Origin of the sequence: Fluctibacter corallii, from assembly GCF_025751585.1 — a bacterium.
Lineage (GTDB): Bacteria > Pseudomonadota > Gammaproteobacteria > Enterobacterales > Alteromonadaceae > Fluctibacter_A > Fluctibacter_A corallii.
The window spans coordinates 656,795-676,948 of sequence record NZ_JAOWKX010000001.1; the positions used below are offsets into that span (position 1 = coordinate 656,795).

The window sequence follows — 20,154 nt, forward strand, 5'->3', positions numbered from 1 at the left end:
AGACATGTAAACATGTTTAGCCTAGTGGAAGGCTATTTCATGGATTCCGTCTAAATAGCAGTCAACAAGTAGCAACGCGTTTACTTGGTGAGAGCTTCATGTGCGCCTTGTAGAGCTTCCTGTTCAATTGACTGCTTTGGTGTTGCGGAAATGGTTTGATACCGACCTGGCTTGTGATTCACTGTGAGTACAATATTCATCATCACAGCTCCCAGTACGCTTAACGCGAGTAACCAAGCACTAAAAAAGAAAGCAGCAAAAGCCATGATTGAGATATCCACTACAAGTTGGAATGTACCGGCGCGAATATTGAATTTTTGCTGAAGATAAAAGGCGAGAATCCCTAGCCCCCCCAAGCTTGAGCTGTGTCTGAACATAATCAGTAACCCCACGCCAATCATCATTCCTCCGACAAATGCTGAAAAAATCGGATTTACGCTATCAATAGAAATGACGTTGTGCATATGCTCAGTCAATAAAGACACCAAGCTCACTGAAACAAAGGTGTTAATGGTAAAACGCTTGCCAACCTGCGTCCACGCTAGGTAATAAAAGGGTATGTTAATGAAAAAGAATAAGGTACCAAAGCTGATGTTGGTCAGGTTTGCTACTACAAGAGCCATACCCGCTGTACCACCTGTCAATAAACCATGTTGGTTAAAAAGGCCGATTCCCATCGCCACAAAGAGCCCACCACTGATCAACGCCAAAAGATCTTCATAGAATGGATGAGAGGTCGGTTTCATACAGCATACCCTGATAGTTTTCTGAATAATGATTCTGGATAGCACCACTTAGACTTTTTATCTATGGACACAATAGTCAGAATTGATAAACGGGGGCGTATTCTACGGATAACCTGAATTTTTTCACCTCTTCATATGGGCTTCTGTGACGGCCAAATATCGCAAAAAGTACCTATAAGTTTACAGTTTTTGAATAAGGTGTAATGGAGATAGAATATTGATGTAAATAATATGTTTTCTTTAATTAACACACGACCACATGCGCGTTTTCTCTGTCTTAAACATGGATTTTAACGAGAATAGTGTCGTTAAACTGCAAGCTCAGGTAAAGACTCAAAGCCCGGTCTAGCATAATAATAACCTTGTACGTATCGCACGTTATGTTTGCTCAGCCAGTCATGTTCAAACTGGCTTTCAACCCCTTCTGCAATGACACCAATACCCAGTTCGCGCAATAGTGCCAACGTGTGAGACACAATACTTTGTCGTTTGGCATCTTTGTCGATATTGCGAATCAATGCCATATCTAGCTTTACAAAGTCCGTAGCCAGTTTTGCTAGTAAATTCAATCCTGAATGACCAGAGCCAAAGTCGTCAATTGCCGTTAACATGCCAGAGCTCCGGTAGTAATCGACAATTCCTTTGATATGTGAGGCATCATCGATTCTCTCCATTTCTGAGAATTCGAACATAATTTTTTCTAGCGGAAAGCCAGCCTGATTGGCTGCATGCATCGTAGTACGAATACAACGTTCAGGCTTGTAAACGGCGTTGGGCAAAAAGTTAATCGAGAGCTTCTCTTTCACCCCCAATTGCGCTGCCAGTTGTATGGCTTTTACCCGACATTGTTGGTCAAAGTGATATCGATTATGATCATTAACTTTAGAGAGCACTGTATACGCTGGCTCATTATTCTTTCCTCTGACCAGAGCTTCATAAGCAAACACTGAGGACATCTCCATATCGAAAATAGGCTGCATGGCCATGGAAAAGTCAAAATCCAGATCTCCAGAAACCTTACATTGCTCACACCCTTTATAAGCGTTTTTACCTTCTTCCATTGCCACTCTCGCCTGTATATATAAATAGAAGGCTAGTTGCTCTTTCGATATTTACCACTCTTATGCGTGAGGTCAGTGCCAACCTTCCATTGGCACTGTTTAGGTCTTATTTTCTAGTCACCTTGAGGTACAGGCAAGGCAGCACAATTAAGGTCAACAACGTTGACGAAATTAACCCGCCTAATACAACCACCGCCAATGGCCGGTGAACCTCAGCCCCCACTCCACTGCTCATAATAACAGGTAACAATGCAAAGCAAGTCGTCATCGCTGTGATTAGCACGGGACGCAGCCTGCTCAAGGTGCCTTCTATCACGGCATCTTGCACATCTCCTCCCATCAGGCGGCGCCGATGAATACTTTCTATTAACACGACACCATTTAACACTGCGATACCAAACAATCCGATGAATCCGATGGCACTGGGAACAGATAAATAATGCCCTGAAAAATACAACCCCCATACGCCTCCCAAAGTTGAAAGAGGAATACACACCATCACCAATCCAACTAATTTGATTGATTGAAAGGCTGAAAACAGTAAAAAGCCAATCATTAGGACACATAGAGGAATGATAGTGAAAAGCTTAGCTTGCGCACGTTGCTGACTTTCGTACTGCCCACCAATTTTTATTGTATAGCCATCGGGCAAATTCACTGTTGTATCCAATACGTGTTTAATGTCCGACACAACATTTCCCATGTCTCGATGTTTTATATTTGCCTGAATCGTGATTCTGCGCTGTATATTATCTCGTCTTATTTGCGATGAACCTGACTTAAATGAGACTGTCGCCACTTGCTCTAACTTCACCCAAGCCCCTGTTGGCGACTGCAACATGATATTCTCAATCTCTTTTGTAGATGCTCGATAGTGCTCTGAAAATCTAACATTAATATCGTAACGCTCATTACCGTGAATAATTTGTCCTGCCTGCTGCCCCCCGATACCGTTTTGCACGACAGACATAACATCACTTACTGACAACCCATAACGTGACATCGCAGCTCTTTTTGGCGTGACCACAAGCTGTAACTCTCCTGCCATTTGCTCTATTGCCACATCAGCGGTGCCTTCTACGGCACTTACCATCTTTTCTATCTCAGCGCCTTTTTCTTGGAGTACCTCAATTTCTGGGCCATACAACTTAATCGCAAGCTGCGCTTTTACACCCGAAAGTAATTCATCTACACGTGTTGCGATAGGTTGGGAAAATGTTAAAAGCATGCCCGGAAACGTATTCAAAGCATTTGCCATTTCAGCTTGTAGCGCCTGCCTCGACTTTGCCGTCGTCCACTCTTTCATGGGCTTCAAACCTATATAGATCTCAATGTTACTAACGGGCTCCGGGTCCCCCCCAATTTCAGGTCGACCTATACGGCTCAGTGCGTAGGTCACTTCAGGAAAAGCTAATAACGCATTTTCTAATTTGGGAGCAAGCGCTAAGGCCGTTTCAAGGCTAGCAGATGGAGCCAATGTCACGCGAATATTCAATGTACCTTCTTCTAGCTCTGGCACGAATTCACTCCCCAGCTGAGTTAAAAAATAAGCAGAAGCCAAAGTAATGAGAACGAGAGCAAAGATTAACCTTTGAGTGTGAGCCATTAAATAAACTAAGAGCGCGGTAAACTTATCTTCGAAAACACGCCATACTCGCTGCTTTTTCTTTTGCGGGTTAGACTGCTTCATCATTATCGCCGCCAGAGCGGGTAACACCCATAGCGCCACTACAGTCGCTATACTAATAGCTAACATTATCGTTGTTGCCATTGGTTCGAACAGCTTTGCTTCAACACCTTCAAATGCAAACAGCGGCAAAAAAACACTAAGAACAATCAGCGACGAAAACATGATAGGTTTTGCGACATCGTTAACCGACATGTATATGCCTTCTAACGCTTGCAGCGAAGAAGAAGAGACCGTTTGATTTCGCCGAATGATACTCTCAACAATCACAACGGCACTATCGACTAAGATACCAATAGCGATTGCCAATCCTCCCAAAGACATAAGATTTGCAGATATATCGAACCATGCCATGCAAGCAAGCGTGATCAGCACAGAGGCAATCATTGCAGTGACGACTAATATTATTGCGCTTGCATTGGCCATAAATACAGCCAACACACCGATAATGAGTACAGACGCGATAAGTAGCGCTTTTATGATGGTTAACACCGCCGCATCTACAAGCAGTGATTGGTCGTACACAGGCTTAAAGCTTACGCCCTCAGGCAAGGCTTTCTCTATCAGTTCAACCCGTCGATTTATCGAAGAAATCGTCTCATCAGTATTCGCTCCCATCCGGCTCAACACGAGGCCCGAAACAACCTCACCGTATTGTTTAATTTCCCCATTTTCATCGCGCTCAGAATACGTCACCGCACCTTGGCGGATCTCGCTACCAAAAGACACAATAGCAAGTTGCTCCAAACGAACAATTTCCGCTCCTTCTGTTTTAACCGGTACTTGTTTGAGCTGAGTAAGCCCGATTTCTCCACTTTCAAACCAACCCGCCCCTCTTACAACAAGTTGCTCTTGACCGCGCTGCATATACCAACCGCCCGCGGTTACATTATTACTCTCAATCGCGGCAATGACATCCTCTTGCGTTAAGCCATAGGCTAATAATTTCGACGGGCTCAAGGCCACTTGGTATTGCTTTACCTCTCCACCAAAAGACAACACCTCAGTAATACCCTCTACGGGCATTAATAACACCTTCACTACCCAATCATTCAGGCTTCGAAGCGCAACATTGTCAAAGGTTACAGGATCATCCGACTTTAAAAGATACTGAAATACTTGCCCCAAACCCGAAGTATTTGGGCCCATTGTTGGAGCCCCGACGCCATCAGGAATAAGACGTTCAGCACTGTTAAGTCGCTCAAATACAAGCTGCCTCGCAAAATAAATGTCTATGCCTTCTTTAAAAACAACGGTAACAATAGAAAGGCCCGTTTTAGAAATGGATCGTACTTCTTCTACCTGAGGCAACGCATACATAGCAGACTCGATAGGGTAAGTGACAAGTTGTTCTATATCTTCTGATGCCAGACCCTGTGCTTCGGTATTCACGGATACCTGAACATTTGTTACGTCTGGAAACGCATCTAACCGTAAGTCTGAGAGAGAAACACCAGAAATGACTAACAATGTAGCGAATAGGGCAAGCACCAGATGTCGAGCCTCTATGCTCAGGGCAACCAATTTAGCTAACATGTCACCCCCCACTAATGGTTGTGTGGGTCAAAACCCACTTTATTGAGTTCAGATGCGATAAAAAATGCGCCCGACGTTACCACTGAAATATTCTCAGGTAGGCCTGTGATAATTACGCCACCCTCGACTTCCTCTCCGCGTTTTACTGAGAGCGGGGAAAAGACGCCAGGTTTAAGTTGCATAAACACTGACCAATTTCCCGTAGCGTCAGACATCAATGCAGACTCAGGAACAACCGTTTGTTTATGCTGAAGGAAGGAAGTAAACCTAGCCTCTGCATACATACCTGCATGTAACCTGTCTTTTGGGTTATCTACTTGGAGTCTTACAATGCGAGTACGCGTGCTAGAATCCAGCATATGCGCAGTTTGTATAACGTGAGAAGGGTAGGTTTCGCCATTCACGATGACTACCGCTGGCGTGCCTACGTTAACGTTGAATGTTGAAGATGGCGAAACAAAAACATTTGCCCATAGAGTACGTTCATTGGAAATAGACAACAGCACATCCCCAGACTCCACATGCTGCCCCTGAAGCAAGTTATCTTCCAATACTGAACCCAACAGGCTTGCATAGAGTGTGTACTCTCCTAACGTATCTGCATACTTTGAGTCTGAACTCATCGACAGGATTAATTCATCTTTTAATCCGTAAGCCTGCAAGATTCCTTTGGCTGCATCAAACTCCGTTTTGGCTTCAGACTTTTGCTTTTCACTCACTGACGATGTCTGAAGCCCTTGCATTCTTTGCCACTGAGCGCGTGCGGTTACATAATCCGCTTGTGCACGGGCTACTTCAGCACTAAACAGCGTGACTAAGGGTTGGCCAGGCTTGACGGTTTCCCCCAATGCAACGTGTCTTTTGCGTACAACTGAATCAACAATGGGCGCAACAACTTGCGTCTTAAATCTATTTGCAACAATTTCGGCTGGCGCAAAAAACACACTTTTAGCGCGCTCAGGATTAATTTCACTGACAACAATATTGGCGTTTCGTATTTGTGCTTCCGTCAATTGCACCGTTCGACTGTGTTCATCCTCATGTTCATCATGTGCGTGTTTAATCTCTGCATTGGCAGGTTGAATTGATAAAAAAATAAAACAAAAAAGTAAGCACTTACGTACTTTAAAAATTAGCATAATGGTTTCTCATAAATAAATTCGCTTTACAACGCGATGGAGATAAAAAGGAAATTGCCCCTTAGTTCGGGCGATAGAGAAACGTTAAGCTATAGGAGGTCGGTATGGAGCGGAAATGAAATTATGTGGGATCACCGAAGAGTAAGGAACATCAAGCAATGAAACAGCATCGTGATAGTGTAACTCTGATGTTTCTGTTACCCATGACATGTGCGTTCCTGTGCAGTGCCCACAATGATGGCAATCAGCAGGATCATGACCATCGATGCTTCTGGATTTCTCTTGATTAGGAATATCAACGGCTTCCGTAAGAATACGATCATGTTGATGATCATGAGACAATTTTGCATGAGTAGGGTCATACTGATGTAGCGACTCCGAAGACACAGCAAAAGACAGCGACTGAATAACAATCGATATCATCACCATAAACCATGTAAACGCCTGTTTAGACTCTGTCATCTGCTTCCTTCAAGTAGATAGGCAGGGTAACCATTTCCATTCGTCCCAGCAAGCACATTTTAAGGCTGCAATCTGTTACGTTGCCAGTGTCCCGCACGCTTTGTGTAACACTCTCGAATGTGCAAGCGATCATCAGAAAACTGAAAAAACTCAATGGATTCTGGCTCAACAACAAATCCCCCCCACTCTTGAGGCCTAGGAATGGACTTTCCTTCCCACGCTTTCGCAGCACTCGCCAAGTTGGCTTGGAAAACAGCCTCTGATGCCATAATGTGACTTTGTTGACTAGCAATAGTTGAAAGCTTTGCTTCAAACGATCGTTGAGACCAAAAGTAATCTGCTCGTTCATCAGATAGGAGATGTGCATAGCCAGCTACTCTCACTTGATAGCCAACGTGATCCCACCAAGCAGTCACGCCTACTTTATTACAGCGGCTTATTTGACTGGCTTTAGCAGACGCCAATGACGTACAAATCGTGAGCCCCTTTGCATCTATCGCTTTCAGGTCAACGAATCGTCCTACAGGATAACCGTCTTCGTCTATCGTCGACACACATATTGCACTTTTGTGATTGAGGGGAGACGAACGGGTAGCTTCAACCCACCAGCCTTGCAGTCGAACGAGTGGATCTTTCATTTTACTTCTTTCAAAAACAACGACTTACTCACACTACATTTTCTTCGTTACGTTGACTACGAAGCTTTGACATGCTTATTGCACAAAACAACGTCACCATAATAGCCAAGAGGTTAATTGAAACGAATCCGCCCATATCGTCAAATTGTAAGATAATGTTCACCATTAACCCGCTTTGCAACGAATACGTTAAGGCACCATAACTAAATTGGCACACCTGCACTAAAAACATAACAAACGTGAGCCGTAGTCCAAGTATATAGCGCTTACATAGTACGACCGCAGCAGCCACATGAGCGACAGCAAAGCCTACTCCCTCATATGTTAGAACAGCCGCGTCATAGAGCGTAAAGACCACACTTCCCATCGCAGCCATTGCTGCAATGATATTGAGGGTAATGATCGTTTTAATCAGTAAAGTATGGGGTGAAAATTTTCGCATTTACTTTTCTTTCACTGGTAAGCTGTCGGGCTGATCAGCGTCTGATTTTTTCCATTCATCCGTTAATTGCCCTGCAAATCCCCAGTTTTGTTCCTCTATTTCTTGAATAACAACATGGGTGTGCTCTGGCTTTTTCCCTAACACACGGCTGAGTGAGTCTGTAATGTCTTTCACAATCTCAGCTTTCTGTGATTTACTTGCACCAGATAAAATTTGAACGTTTACATACGGCATAGTAATTTCCTTCTTATTTTTGCGGTATTAAACTGCAATAAATACTTGCTAAATTGTCTGCTTACAATGCTTCAGAAAGAAGATTGATTGCCACCAGCAAGGCTTCATCTTCGCCAGATTGAGTAATATCTGCCGCCGATAGAAGAATATCAGGCTCGAAGTCTTCTCGAAACGTGCCATTGATGTGATAAAGTCGTTCAAATCCTACTTCTAACCATGCACCTGATGTAGGCAGCTCAACACGTTTAATCCCTCCCAACAAATCAGCCATGGGTGCGCCAATCACAGCTTTAGCGCCCAATGCATCAAAGGCAATGGTCATTCCTTCTCCCATACTCCCGGTCCAGCGTCCAGCAAGCACGACAAAAGGCTGTGAAATAAAAGGTGAGGTTGGAGTAACGATTGCCTGTTGCATATCGGCATCACCATAGGACTTGCCACCAGTTTGCACCTTATATTGTTGGTAAGCTGTGGGCTCCTTTACAAAGTGTCCTAATATTGGCTCAGCCACACCCGTATTCCCACCGCTGGGTGTATTACGCATGTCAATAATAAACGCTTCAACGCCTGTTAACTGCTCGAGCGCACTGTGAAATCCTGAGACGGTTTGTTGATTTCCCAGCCCGTTATTAAAACGGATGTAACCAATATTATTCAAACGCTTAAAGCTGACAGCCGGACCATCATTAAGCGCATTGATACTGTCGTACCCTGCCGCAAGCGAGACCGTGCGTTTTTCACCTTGTTGCTCAATGATGAATTGTCTTGGCTGATAACGTTTCCCCCCCAAAGCCACATTAAGTGCGTAGTCTCTCTGACCGTTACTTAAGCGCTCACTATCCACTCCCGCTACCTCAAAAATAGCTTCATCAATAGAGTGCTCATCTATTCCTAGTATCAGGTCTCCAGGCAAGATATTGGCTTCATGGGCCGCTGAACCAGATTTAGTATCGATAACCCTCGCGTTGCCATTTTCATAGGTGACATACACATCAGCCCCTGTCGGATAAACGCTGATATCGTTTTCGTCGTAAGGGCCCAGATTTAAATGAGGATCTCTAAATAGTTTGACGTATTGCTGCGCCTTATCAATGAAGCTATGTTGTGAATCTGCATCCACTAAAGCTGAGCGAAAGGTTTCTGTTAGCTCAGCAACATTCCTTTCAGCTGAATCCAAATAGGCATAATGTTCATCAAGAGCTTGCTTAAGTTCAGAGTATGCTTTCGCACCATCAAACGATTGCTTTTGGTGGAGGACAAAAGCGCTCAAGCCAAGCAAAGAAAGTAAAAGCAAAATAGAAACGGTCTTCATGACAGGGGGTACAACCTTAACGGAACATCAATTTAATCAGACAACATACCGTAAGCATTTTTCCAATTCAATCAGCCAGTTACAAACTGTTACCAAGTTGTCACTATTACGCTAAATCACCACTACGTTAACGGTAATATTTGTAACACAAATACGGGTGAAAAACTCAACATGCCATGTTATGACGTCTGAAATAACGCTTTTTCAGCGTTTTTTGCTCACATGGTCGTTGATATTATTGAGTTGCCACAACACGTTGATGACTTTCCATTGCCCTTCACCGTTTTTGTATAGATGCATGTAATCAATCCAATCATCAGCCGTCAGTTTTACCGAGGCAACACGTTCGTCAATATCATAAATATCTATGTCAACTCGTGGTGAGGCGGGAAATTTATCACCATTTTTATTATAAACACCCGCTAAATTCACCATGTCTTCGTAAGTCGACTCAAGAATAAATTCATTACCCTCTTCTGATTCCCAATACGTTCGCTTTGCCAGAGATGTATCTATCCCGTTCGCCATCATATCGGGCAAGACCCTGTGCTGAGATTGGATATAATCCTTGACCGCTCGCTCTATTGCCGATTTTTCCTTATTCTCTGCAAAGATATAAAGAGATAAAGCGACACAAAGTAACAGTAATCCAAATCGTTTCATACTTACCAATCCTTATAGCAGCGTATACCTCTGATAGCTCTGGGTAGCCGAGTCATTTATACCAAAGATCTTTCTTAACAAATTCGCCCGCTAAATTCGAACCTCATCAGACACACAGTAATATCTCCACGGCGACACGCCTCAATGCGTGCTGATATAAACCAATAAATCTTCATCACTGAGAATTTTCGACAAGGCTCTTGATAGCGCCTCGTTTAACCATTTCGCATTTTTTTCTTCGTCAGGGGAAAACACCACACGCTCTTCTTGCTCAGAGCGGAACGTCTTTTTCATATTTCCCGTTGGTTTCTCAGCTTTAATATCCATAACACTTTTTATTATCACGCCTTTGGTCCAATCTTCATCAACCCTTTCATACTGAAAAGACTGAATAGCAATGCTTAGCGTCATGTCTGCACCGTCAGTGATACGAAAACCTTTACGCGCCAAACCTTCGCTCACAGCTTCCTTGACGATATTTTCTAAAGGCTCTGACGTCATGATAGGCGCTTGTTTTTCGCCTTTTTTCCCCACCATACCCAGATATTTTTGGAGTCGAACGTCAGAAATTTTCACGCTGACGGCTTGCTCACTGCCAATCGATGAACTCTGTATCGTCAGCGCTGGTTCTAACACTACTATCTGTGGTGTGACCGAACACCCAGCCATCATTCCAACTAAACTCATCACTCCCAGTAAATTCAATAGCATTTTTTTGCGCATACTCACTCCTGTTGTAATTGCATAAGTTTTTAGCATTTATTGCTGTACATTAACCCACTACAGTAAAAATGCAGTTGTGTCATCATCATACTCTGTCGAAAGGCCTTCGGTTTAATTTAACCTCGTTGTTGTTCCAAAATACACACAATTGATTGCCTCAATAAATAGTTTAAAAAAGCGCACTCCTGCATTATTCATCATTCTCACTCATACACTTGCTCAGGCATCCTACACATCGGGAATTTTCATGAGCAGATCGGTGACGCCGATGTCTACTCCCATTTGGCTCAGTAGCGTAGATGCTTGACCTCGATGATGGGTTTGATGATAAAATACATGCAGCAATAAATAACTGAGCGGCTTTTGATGAGACTGGCCTTTCATCGATTGATATTTAATAGAGGTTGTTACCAATGCCTCATCCGTTAGTTCGTGTGTAAATGTTAGCATTAGTTTGTCGAGCTGTTGGCGCACTTGCCGCGCTGACTTAATATCATTATGTAGTATCTGATCAAGGCTTACTGGCTGCTGTAGTGCTTGCATGGGAGCCAATGAGGCAAATTGAGGCATCTGCGCATGAAACCGTTTTAACCAGATAATATCGCCAACAAGAATATGATTCAGCGTTCCCAATACCGAACCAAAAAATGCGCCCCGATTAGCATTTAATGCAGAACGACTAAGCTGTGAGGCGGCGTCATACACATTTTCATTCATCCACTCATTGTATTCGGCTAACTTCCTGCAATGCTGTACTAACGACACAAGATGTATCCTTTTGCGTTATTGAATTTTATGCAACCACGTTTGAATGCCAGCAGGACAACGCAGCATTAACCATTGAACAAATTGCGCTTCTCGCTTCTGCCAAACAATTCCTACTAGCACAATCCCCATGCCGAGTATCGTCAATGATATCGGAAAAAACCATGTATCTTTAAATACATCAAACGCCAGATGCCCTAAATAGCCAAACACCCCAAGGCCGCCGAGTATAACGAAAATACGACGACGAATGACAGCGCCAATGACTACCAACACAAAATTCGTCATACAGTACAGGAACTTACTCCATTCGCTGTCTGACTCCATCAAAGATAAGCCACCCCAAAAGGTTAGACCGCCAACAATATATAGCCAGAAAGCAAAGTCTTTTTCTCTGCTAGAACGATAATCTATAACCAACGCAGCAACCACCATGAAAAAACCAACCAACATGGACGTTCGCTTTCGAATATCCCAGTTGCTGTCTTCAATAAACAACACAGTCGCATCAAGCGAGAAATACCAGAGAGTGACAGCAATTGGCATCACCATAAAAGGAAAACGATAGATATACAGGACAAGCGCACCCACTAAGAGGGTTGCCAACTCCATGTACACCCAATACCATTTTACGTCTCGATGATAGTCAGAATAGACCACTTTCTCGGGCCACAACCCCAACATATGTTGAATACCAAAAACGGCTAGAGGCGTGAGGCATATTACAAATGTAAAAGAAATTCCTGCCGGAAGCATGAATTGGCGCTGCATTAAAAACCTGGCGACACCCCACCCAACAACCGAGAATACTCCGCAAAGCGTCACTAACCCTAAACCTTTATAGTACTGCCAACCGAGATTAAAAAATAACGTTACGGCCGCAATGGCTACCAAGCCTCCAAGATAGTAAAGTATATGACTAAACGAAAATGTGGGGCTTTCATCGATTTGGTCTTGCCACAACGCAATCATATTTTGTGCTTGCGCTGACGTAATAATGTCAGCCTCTACGGCTTGCTGAAGTTGCCTCTGTGAGATCTTGGTCACGCTTATTCCTCCTTGAATGTGCTAATAGATGTCAATGTAGCCTGCAACAAGTTGACCATTTATCTCATTCCCGATACCCACTGATGTTAATTTACCATCTAAACGCCACTCTAAACGAAAGTGCGCTTCCACCTTTTTGATACTCAGTAAACGTGAAGCTAATATCTCTTTGTTCTGATTGTAATACGTTACCGTATACTCACCTTCAAACGGAGCCTTTTCTGGTAACTCTTGATGCCCATGCATTTCCGCGTACCCAGTCCCTTCTCCATATTCATCATGTACCCATTGAGCACGTAAGTCAGTACTATTCTCGGCTTGCCAGTATGTCACGTGTCCAATATTTGCCATGGCATTTTCCTTTCTTTAATCTTAAAACCACTAGAAATAACCAAAAGGCTGTCCACTTTTGTTGAGGATAGCCTCGTGAGTGTGGAGGCCTCGAAAGGCCTATCTCAATCGCGCTACTAAACATACGCTAGATCAAAACAACCGACGTCAAAAGGAAACACAGTGCGTAAGCTTCATTGAATGTAATTGAACGAAGCGAAAACACATCAACAATCAATCGATTCCAGATCTCTCTAAAGATTAAAGATATTGTTACAGCTACCATAAGCACTAGCAAAAAGTGAAAAAGCACTGCATACCCCGCATCTTCAAATAGTATATCTATCAAGTTGACTGGTTGAGTCTGTCGATTCAAATCAGCAATAAACATGAAGTGAATTGCCAATACCGTAAACAATCCGAATGTTGATACAATATTAAACAAACTGGTTATGTTTTTTCTCATTTAATTACGTCCTTTAACGTTGATGGTTTCCCCATACCTGGGTTAAACTTTTATTTGAAACACCTACGAAAACTTGCAGCTATTTATTTCATGACGCCTTAGCCAACGCTATCCAATCCCCTTTCGTTAGCTCACTTAATTGTTCCGGTGTGAGTCTGAACACAGAATGAGGTGTGCCTGCTGCGGCCCAAATTTCTGGATAGTGTTGAATATCTTCATCAAGATAGGTAGTCAGGGTGTGGGTATGCGCTACAGGTGGTACCCCTCCAATAGCATAACCAACGTGCTCACGCACAAAGGCTGCATCCGCTTTTTCTAATATGATACCAGTTGCGGCTTTTACTTTTTCAACACACACCGTATTGGCGCCTGACGCAATAATCAATACGGCCTGCTTAGTGCTCGCTTCTTTAAAAACCAGAGACTTAGCAATTTGAGCAACCTTGCAGCCAATGGCTTGCGCAGCCTCTTCAGCTGTTCGAGTCGATGCTGGCATTTGGTGCACAGCGAAGGTGTACCCATGCTCTGTTAAAAATTGCTGAACGCGTTGCGCAGAGGGTTTCAGTGTCTGTGTCATTAACTATTCCTTTTGTACAACCGTTTTTCTACCATAGCAAAAAACACAGGCTTAGTTACAAGAGGATATGATCTCCAAGGCGACTTTTTTCACACCGTGAGAAGGCGTCCAAGTTTTATATTCAATAAAACCGTACTTTTTATAAAGCGCAATAGCAGGCATGTTTGCGGCTGCGGTCTCTACCCGCGCGCGCCGATATTCGAACTCACCAAGGGCAAAAGTCAACATGCTGCCGGCCACGCCTTGTCTAAAGTACTCAGGAGAAACCACTAAGCTTTCAATGTCTAGAGCACCAAGTTCAACGTTCATCTCTACAATACCTGCAATGCGATCAGCGAGGTAAAGTCCATAAAATGCAGTACTTGCCCTCTGGATGTCCTGTTGTGAACGCAGCAAAGGCGGAAAATATTGTTCGTCGCAATCAACCACCTCAGCTTCAATACGATAAGCGCGTTGGAATAGCGAATAAATCTGTTCTGCCACCTCTGGAAGGCAATGTTTCAGCTTCTCAATGTTTGCCACAAATGTCCTTAATCGCCATAAAAAATAAAAAAGGCTCCATTATGGAGCCTTAACATGTAGTGCGAATTAATCGTGCTTACACACGCTCAAATACCGTTGCGATGCCTTGACCTAAGCCAATACACATCGTTGCTAAACCAATGGATTTATCTTTCGCTTCCATTAGATTTATCAAGGTCGTAGAAATACGAGCACCAGAACAGCCTAGCGGGTGACCTAATGCGATAGCGCCACCATTAAGGTTTACTTTCTCGTCGTAGTTCTCTAACCAACCCAAATGCTTAATACACGATAGCGCCTGTGCAGCAAATGCTTCGTTGAATTCTGCAATCTCAATGTCATCCATTGTCATGCCAGCACGCTTCAGCGCCTTTTGTGTAGCAGGAACAGGACCAAAGCCCATGATTGCTGCGTCACAACCCGCCACAGCCATAGAACGAATTTTTGCACGCGGCGTAAGGCCAAGCTCTTTCGCTTTGTCTGCTGACATCACTAACATCGCTGATGCACCATCAGAAATTGCAGATGATGTACCTGCCGTTACCGTGCCGTTTACCGGATCGAATACCGGGCGTAAGCCCGCCATAGCCTCTACCGTAGAATCAGGACGAATCACTTCATCGTGGTCAACCATAGTCATTACGCCGTTAGCGTCATGTCCCATAGTCGGTACGATTTCATTTGCCCAACGGCCTTCTAAATGCGCTTTATGTGCACGCTGGTGAGAGCGAGCGCCAAACTCGTCTTGCATTTCGCGGCTGATTTGGTTTTGACGGCCTAACAACTCAGCTGTCATACCCATGCTACCTGATGCTTTCGCTGTGTACTTCGCCAGCCCTGGGTGGAAATCAACGTTGAAGTCCATCGGTACATGACCCATGTGTTCAACACCACCAATCATAAATACATCACCGTTGCCGGTCATGATGCTTTTCGCAGCATCGTGTAGCGCTTGCATAGAAGAACCACACAAACGGTTAACCGTTACAGCGCCTGTGCTACGCGGGATATCGGTTAGTAACTGCGCGTTACGTGCAATGTTAAAGCCTTGTTCTTTCGTTTGCTGAACACAACCCCAAATAATGTCTTCAACCTCTGCTGGGTTAACACCAGGGTTACGTACTAACAACTGTGTCATTAGGTGTGCTGACAACGTTTCTGCACGAACATTGCGGAAAATACCGCCTCTTGAGCGACCCATCGGGGTACGAATACAATCGATAATTACGACGTCTTTCATGTTTATCTCCTTGGGTCCTATTTATGCTTGTTCAAAGTAAGATTTGCCAGACGCAGCCATTTCACGCACGCCATCTGTCAATTGGTAAATTGGACCCAAATGCGCATATTTGTCTGCCAACTTCACAAAGTTGTCTAGTCCCATTGTTTCGATATAACGGAAAATACCGCCTCTGAATGGAGGGAAGCCTAAACCGTATAGTAGCGCCATATCCGCTTCAGCCGCACTGGCTACGATGCCTTCTTCTAAACAACGAATCGCCTCATTTGCCATTGGGATCATAAGGCGTGCAATAATTTCTTCTTTATCGAATTCTTTGGTATCTGCCACATGTGGCTTAAGCAATTCATACGCTTCTGGTGCAGCATCTTTTGTTGGGCGACCGCGCTTATCAGTACCAAAGTTATAAAAACCTTTGCCATTTTTCTGACCTAAACGTTCAGAACCGTATAGAACCGTGACAGGGTCGTTGTCGATTTTTTGCATACGCTCAGGAATACCGTCGGCCATAACACCTGATGCATGGTCAGCAGTATCCATACCCACTACATCTAGCAAGTATGCAGGGCCCATTGGCCAACCAAAGATTTTCTCCATTACTTTATCTACCGCAGCAAAGTCAGCGCCATCAAGCACCAATTTGCTAAAGCCAGCAAAGTAAGGGAACAATACACGGTTAACTAAAAATCCTGGGCAATCGTTAACAACAATTGGCGTTTTACCCATGCGTAGCGTTGCTGCAACCACCGCATTAATTGTGTCTTCTGAGGTTTTTTCACCACGGATAATTTCAACTAGCGGCATGCGGTGTACTGGATTAAAGAAGTGCATTCCGCAGAAACGCTCTGGCTTGTCTAAAGATTCAGCCAATGAATTGATTGAAATCGTCGACGTGTTTGAACAGATGATTGCATCATCAGCAACCGTTTCTTCTGTTTCCTTCAGTACAATGCCTTTTACCTTTGGATTTTCAACCACGGCCTCAATAATAAGGTCTGATTGTTTAATCGAAGAATACTCTAAAGATGGCGTAATGTTGTTCAGCGTCATCGCCATTTTCTTCGCGTCAACTTTGCCACGCTGCATGCCTTTAGCAAGAATCTTTGATGCTTCGCCAAGGCCCAAATCAAGCGCAGGTTGTGCGATATCCTTCATCACGACTGGCATACCTTTTACAGCGGCTTGGTAAGCAATACCACCGCCCATAATGCCCGCACCTAATACTGCCGCTTGCTTAACGTCTTTTGTAGCCGCTTTTGCTTGCTTTTTACCTTTGCCTTTCACCAACTGATCGGCAAGGAAAATACCAATTTGTGCTTTAGCCGCATCTGTTTTCGCCAGCTGCACAAAACCTTGGTTTTCAAGTTGAAGAGCACCTTCTCGCTCAAGGCCCGCAGCCTTAGACACTACATCAACCATCGCCATTGGAGCAGGGTAATGTTTGCCCGCTTTGGCTGCGACCATTGCTCTGGCAGTAGAGAAGCTCATCATGGCTTCATTCGCATTTAGCTTCAATGGTGAGGTTTTTTGTGCACGGCGCGCTTGCCAATCAAACTTGCCATCGATAGCATCTTTCAAAATTTGTGTCGCTGCTGCAACAAGGTTATCGCCTGCGACAACAGCATCAACTGCGCCTTCAGCCAAGGCTTTATCACCTTTACGTTCAACGCCGGTGGTCATCCACTCAAGGGCGTTGTCTGATCCAATAAGACGAGGAAGGCGTACCGTGCCTCCAAAACCTGGCATTAAGCCTAGTTTTACTTCTGGCAATCCAATTCGCGCGCTGTCGTCAGCGACACGGAAATCACACGCTAATGCCATTTCACAACCACCGCCAAGCGCATAGCCATTGACCGCAGCGATTGTTGGGAAGGGTAAATCTTCAAAACGATCAAAGACCTGAGAGGTTTTTCCAACCCACTCAAGAATTTCGCTTTCAGACAGGCTGAACAACCCGGTAAATTCGGTGATATCCGCACCGACAATAAATGCAGGCTTGGCAGAACGCACAATCACGCCTTTCACACCACCGTGAGCCTTCAGGGCCTGCGTGGCCTGATCTAATTCAGACACTGTTTGTCTATCAAATTTGTTTACTGATCCTTGTGCGTCAAACACAAGTTCAGCAATACCTTCTTCCAACAATTTTGCTGAGAGGCTGCTGCCTTCAAATATCATTATCTTCTCCTTTGGCAAACGCCAGGAATTCGGAGCACCTAGTGTACTCTGTTTGTAGGGTTGCTAAATTCTTATTGAACATCATTGAAATATCAATCTCAATTCGGTGAACGCCACACAACCTGCTTTCCCGGGCTAAGGGTTAACGTTGGGATGTAACTTTCTGTTTACAGGCACTCATATTGACTGCCGTCCTAAACAAAATGTCACACCACCAAGACAAAATTTCACCAAGTCCTCTGACCAGTTAAGGTAAAATAGGAATAGTCTCTCTAAATTCAAGGGCAAAGGCTCATTTATTTTATTTATTCTCATGCTTTCTACTTGCATATTTAGTCAGATATTTTATGGTTTGATGTCTGAGTAAGCAGAAAAGTGCCTTGTTCGAAATCATGTTATTCCTTAGAGGAGTGGTATGCGGGTTCGTTCTTCTTAGTTGCTGTGTGCAGGCTTCACCTGCCAGTGACGACGAACAAGCTTTACAACATCAGCGGAAGATGTTCGTAAAAGCAGAAAGCTTCGCCACTAAACCCAAAAGTTGGGACTACAAATACCTGATGAAACAAATTCAGGATTATCCGCTCAAGCCATACATCGAGCTCAAAACGCTGATGGCGTACCCGTATTTATCAAACAAGAAAAAAATTGAAACGTTTCTCACTCAATACGAAAACACGCCGCTTGATAAACCGCTTCGAAAAAAATGGCTACGTTATTTAGCCAGAAAAAACCAACCGGCTTTATTCCTGCATTTTTATCGTGATATTGGCGATGCGTCGCTCACCTGCCAGCGTTTATCTTTCATGTTAGACAGAAACACCCTTAAAGAAGAAGCGTACGACGAGATTCAACAGCTTTGGCTTGTGGGCAAATCTCAGCCCAAAGAATGCGATCCGGTGTTCAAAGCGTGGAAAGGTGCAGGTAAACAAACGCCAGAACTAGTATGGAAGCGTCTGTCGCTGGCAGCAGATGGCGGAAAACACACGTTGATTCCTTATCTAAAGACGCTACTGCCAAGTAACGAGCAATATTTGGCTGATTTATGGCTAAAAGTACGACGCTCTCCTAGTCAGGTTAGCCGAACGTCTAATTTTCCTGGCAAGTATCCCGACAAAGAGGCAGAAATCATTGCCTACGGATTGTCACGGTTGGTGTGGCGCGATCATAGCCTGGCACTAAAAAGCTATCATACGCTAAGCAAACGTTTTGATTTCAGCCAAACGCAAATGGCTCGTATTGCCAGTAAGTTTGCATTGGCACTCACCATAGACACCCACCCCAGTGCCACCCAATGGTTAGAAAAAGCTAACATGCTTATGAAAGACGAAGAACTGCTTCGGTGGCATTTAGCGCATGTCGTGCGCGAACAAGACTGGCAGCAGGCATTGGGTATTATTGATTCTGCGCCCGATGATATTGCAGACGATTTAAGTTTTCAGTATTGGCACGCCCGCGCATTAGAAGAAACCCAACAGCCTCAACGTGCATCTATTCAATACGACAAACTTGCCGACCAGCGACATTACTATGGGTTTATGGCAAGCGGTAAACTGGCAAAAAACCCATCACTTGCCGACAAGCCATTGGTGTTTGAAAAAGATGCACTGCTTGAGGTAGCTACCCTGCCCGGAGCTCGGCGTGCCTACGAATTCTTGAAACTAAAGCGCTTTACTAGTGCTCGTCGAGAATGGATTTATCTAAGAAAGTCGCTGACTGAGCCACAAAAGCTCATTGCAGCCGTGCTTGCAGACAGTTGGGGCTGGCATGATCAAGCAATCTTTACACTTGCCAATGCGGGTTACATGGACGACGTAAAACGCCGTTTTCCTCTGGCATACAGTGAATATTTGGTCGAAAACGCCAAACAAAATAATATTGATCCTGCCTGGGCTTTTGCCATTGCGCGTCGAGAGAGTTCATTCATGACCGATGCATATTCTGGCGCAGGCGCACGGGGTTTAATGCAACTTATGCCCGGTACGGCACGCTATTTGGCAAAGAAAAAGGTCAGTAACCGAACCCTTTACGACCCGGAAAAAAACACCCAGTTTGGCACCCAGTATTTACGCTACTTAATGGATAAAATGGACAACAATCCCGTTTTAGCCACGGCCTCATATAATGCGGGCTGGCGCAGGGTGAAAAGCTGGCTCCCTAAAGACAATGCCGTACCAATGGATATATGGGTGGAAACCATTCCTTATAAAGAAACCCGGAATTATGTGAAGGCAGTACTTGCATACAAGCAAATTTACGCCAATCAACTCGGGCAGAATAACAACATGTTTAAGTCATTGGCGACCATGCAGATATCCCCTTCACAACTGTAATAAAGATTGCCTCAGAACCATGCTTTCTATGAATACCGTATGAGTGGGATATTGAG

20 protein-coding genes are annotated in these 20,154 nt (G+C 44.2%); 1 reads left to right on the forward strand and 19 read right to left on the reverse strand.

Going from position 1 to position 20,154, the window contains the following annotated elements:
* Positions 1–80: 80 nt before the first annotated feature.
* The 19 genes from OE749_RS02995 to fadB all read right to left on the reverse strand — a co-directional run bounded on the left by OE749_RS02995 (position 81) and on the right by fadB (position 17,768).
* The gene (locus OE749_RS02995; RefSeq protein ID WP_263710863.1) at positions 81–746 is read right to left on the reverse strand and encodes a YitT family protein; all 666 of its coding nucleotides are present in this window, start codon (positions 744–746) and stop codon (positions 81–83) included.
* Positions 747–1,054: 308 nt separating this feature from the next.
* On the reverse strand, positions 1,055–1,807 hold the full coding sequence (locus tag OE749_RS03000; protein ID WP_263710864.1) for an EAL domain-containing protein: 753 nt from the start codon (positions 1,805–1,807) through the stop codon (positions 1,055–1,057).
* Between the two features lie 106 nt (positions 1,808–1,913).
* Positions 1,914–5,030, reverse strand: a complete 3,117-nt coding sequence (locus OE749_RS03005; RefSeq protein ID WP_263710865.1) for an efflux RND transporter permease subunit — start codon at positions 5,028–5,030, stop codon at positions 1,914–1,916.
* A gap of 11 nt (positions 5,031–5,041) precedes the next feature.
* Positions 5,042–6,169 (reverse strand): efflux RND transporter periplasmic adaptor subunit, encoded by a 1,128-nt coding sequence (locus OE749_RS03010; protein WP_263710866.1) that lies wholly within the window; start codon positions 6,167–6,169, stop codon positions 5,042–5,044.
* 84 nt (positions 6,170–6,253) lie between these two features.
* Positions 6,254–6,631, reverse strand: a complete 378-nt coding sequence (locus tag OE749_RS03015; protein ID WP_263710867.1) for a hypothetical protein — start codon at positions 6,629–6,631, stop codon at positions 6,254–6,256.
* A gap of 59 nt (positions 6,632–6,690) precedes the next feature.
* Positions 6,691–7,269: a pyridoxine/pyridoxamine 5'-phosphate oxidase gene (locus OE749_RS03020; protein WP_263710868.1), complete on the reverse strand. Its 579-nt coding sequence runs from the start codon at positions 7,267–7,269 to the stop codon at positions 6,691–6,693.
* 28 nt (positions 7,270–7,297) lie between these two features.
* Entirely contained in the window at positions 7,298–7,711 is a 414-nt protein-coding gene (locus OE749_RS03025) for a hypothetical protein (RefSeq protein ID WP_263710869.1), read from the reverse strand.
* Positions 7,712–7,945, reverse strand: coding sequence for a tautomerase family protein (locus OE749_RS03030; RefSeq protein ID WP_263710870.1), 234 nt, complete (start codon positions 7,943–7,945; stop codon positions 7,712–7,714).
* Positions 7,946–8,006: 61 nt separating this feature from the next.
* Positions 8,007–9,257 (reverse strand): S41 family peptidase, encoded by a 1,251-nt coding sequence (locus OE749_RS03035; protein WP_263710871.1) that lies wholly within the window; start codon positions 9,255–9,257, stop codon positions 8,007–8,009.
* A 204-nt stretch (positions 9,258–9,461) separates the two neighbouring features.
* Entirely contained in the window at positions 9,462–9,920 is a 459-nt protein-coding gene (locus OE749_RS03040) for a nuclear transport factor 2 family protein (RefSeq protein ID WP_263710872.1), read from the reverse strand.
* Between the two features lie 141 nt (positions 9,921–10,061).
* Positions 10,062–10,643 carry a YajG family lipoprotein gene (locus tag OE749_RS03045; RefSeq protein WP_263710873.1) on the reverse strand — a complete coding sequence of 194 codons (582 nt, stop codon included), beginning with the start codon at positions 10,641–10,643 and terminating at the stop codon, positions 10,062–10,064.
* A gap of 228 nt (positions 10,644–10,871) precedes the next feature.
* Positions 10,872–11,408, reverse strand: a complete 537-nt coding sequence (locus OE749_RS03050; protein WP_263710874.1) for a DinB family protein — start codon at positions 11,406–11,408, stop codon at positions 10,872–10,874.
* A gap of 18 nt (positions 11,409–11,426) precedes the next feature.
* Positions 11,427–12,455 carry a DUF2157 domain-containing protein gene (locus OE749_RS03055; RefSeq protein WP_263710875.1) on the reverse strand — a complete coding sequence of 343 codons (1,029 nt, stop codon included), beginning with the start codon at positions 12,453–12,455 and terminating at the stop codon, positions 11,427–11,429.
* 21 nt (positions 12,456–12,476) lie between these two features.
* Positions 12,477–12,806, reverse strand: coding sequence for a hypothetical protein (locus tag OE749_RS03060; protein ID WP_263710876.1), 330 nt, complete (start codon positions 12,804–12,806; stop codon positions 12,477–12,479).
* 127 nt (positions 12,807–12,933) lie between these two features.
* Positions 12,934–13,251: a hypothetical protein gene (locus OE749_RS03065; protein WP_263710877.1), complete on the reverse strand. Its 318-nt coding sequence runs from the start codon at positions 13,249–13,251 to the stop codon at positions 12,934–12,936.
* 88 nt (positions 13,252–13,339) lie between these two features.
* Positions 13,340–13,828, reverse strand: coding sequence for a YbaK/EbsC family protein (locus OE749_RS03070; RefSeq protein ID WP_263710878.1), 489 nt, complete (start codon positions 13,826–13,828; stop codon positions 13,340–13,342).
* 51 nt (positions 13,829–13,879) lie between these two features.
* Complete coding sequence (locus OE749_RS03075) at positions 13,880–14,350, reverse strand: GNAT family N-acetyltransferase (RefSeq protein ID WP_263710879.1); 471 nt, start codon at positions 14,348–14,350, stop codon at positions 13,880–13,882.
* Positions 14,351–14,426: 76 nt separating this feature from the next.
* The gene (fadA, locus tag OE749_RS03080; RefSeq protein WP_263710880.1) at positions 14,427–15,590 is read right to left on the reverse strand and encodes an acetyl-CoA C-acyltransferase FadA; all 1,164 of its coding nucleotides are present in this window, start codon (positions 15,588–15,590) and stop codon (positions 14,427–14,429) included.
* Positions 15,591–15,611: 21 nt separating this feature from the next.
* The gene (gene fadB / locus OE749_RS03085; protein WP_263710881.1) at positions 15,612–17,768 is read right to left on the reverse strand and encodes a fatty acid oxidation complex subunit alpha FadB; all 2,157 of its coding nucleotides are present in this window, start codon (positions 17,766–17,768) and stop codon (positions 15,612–15,614) included.
* Positions 17,769–18,211: 443 nt separating this feature from the next.
* Here fadB and OE749_RS03090 point away from each other — a divergent pair, with 443 nt between their 5' ends.
* A complete protein-coding gene (locus OE749_RS03090; protein WP_263710882.1) occupies positions 18,212–20,098 on the forward strand; it encodes a lytic transglycosylase domain-containing protein in 1,887 nt (628 codons plus the stop codon).
* Positions 20,099–20,154 lie beyond the last annotated feature (56 nt).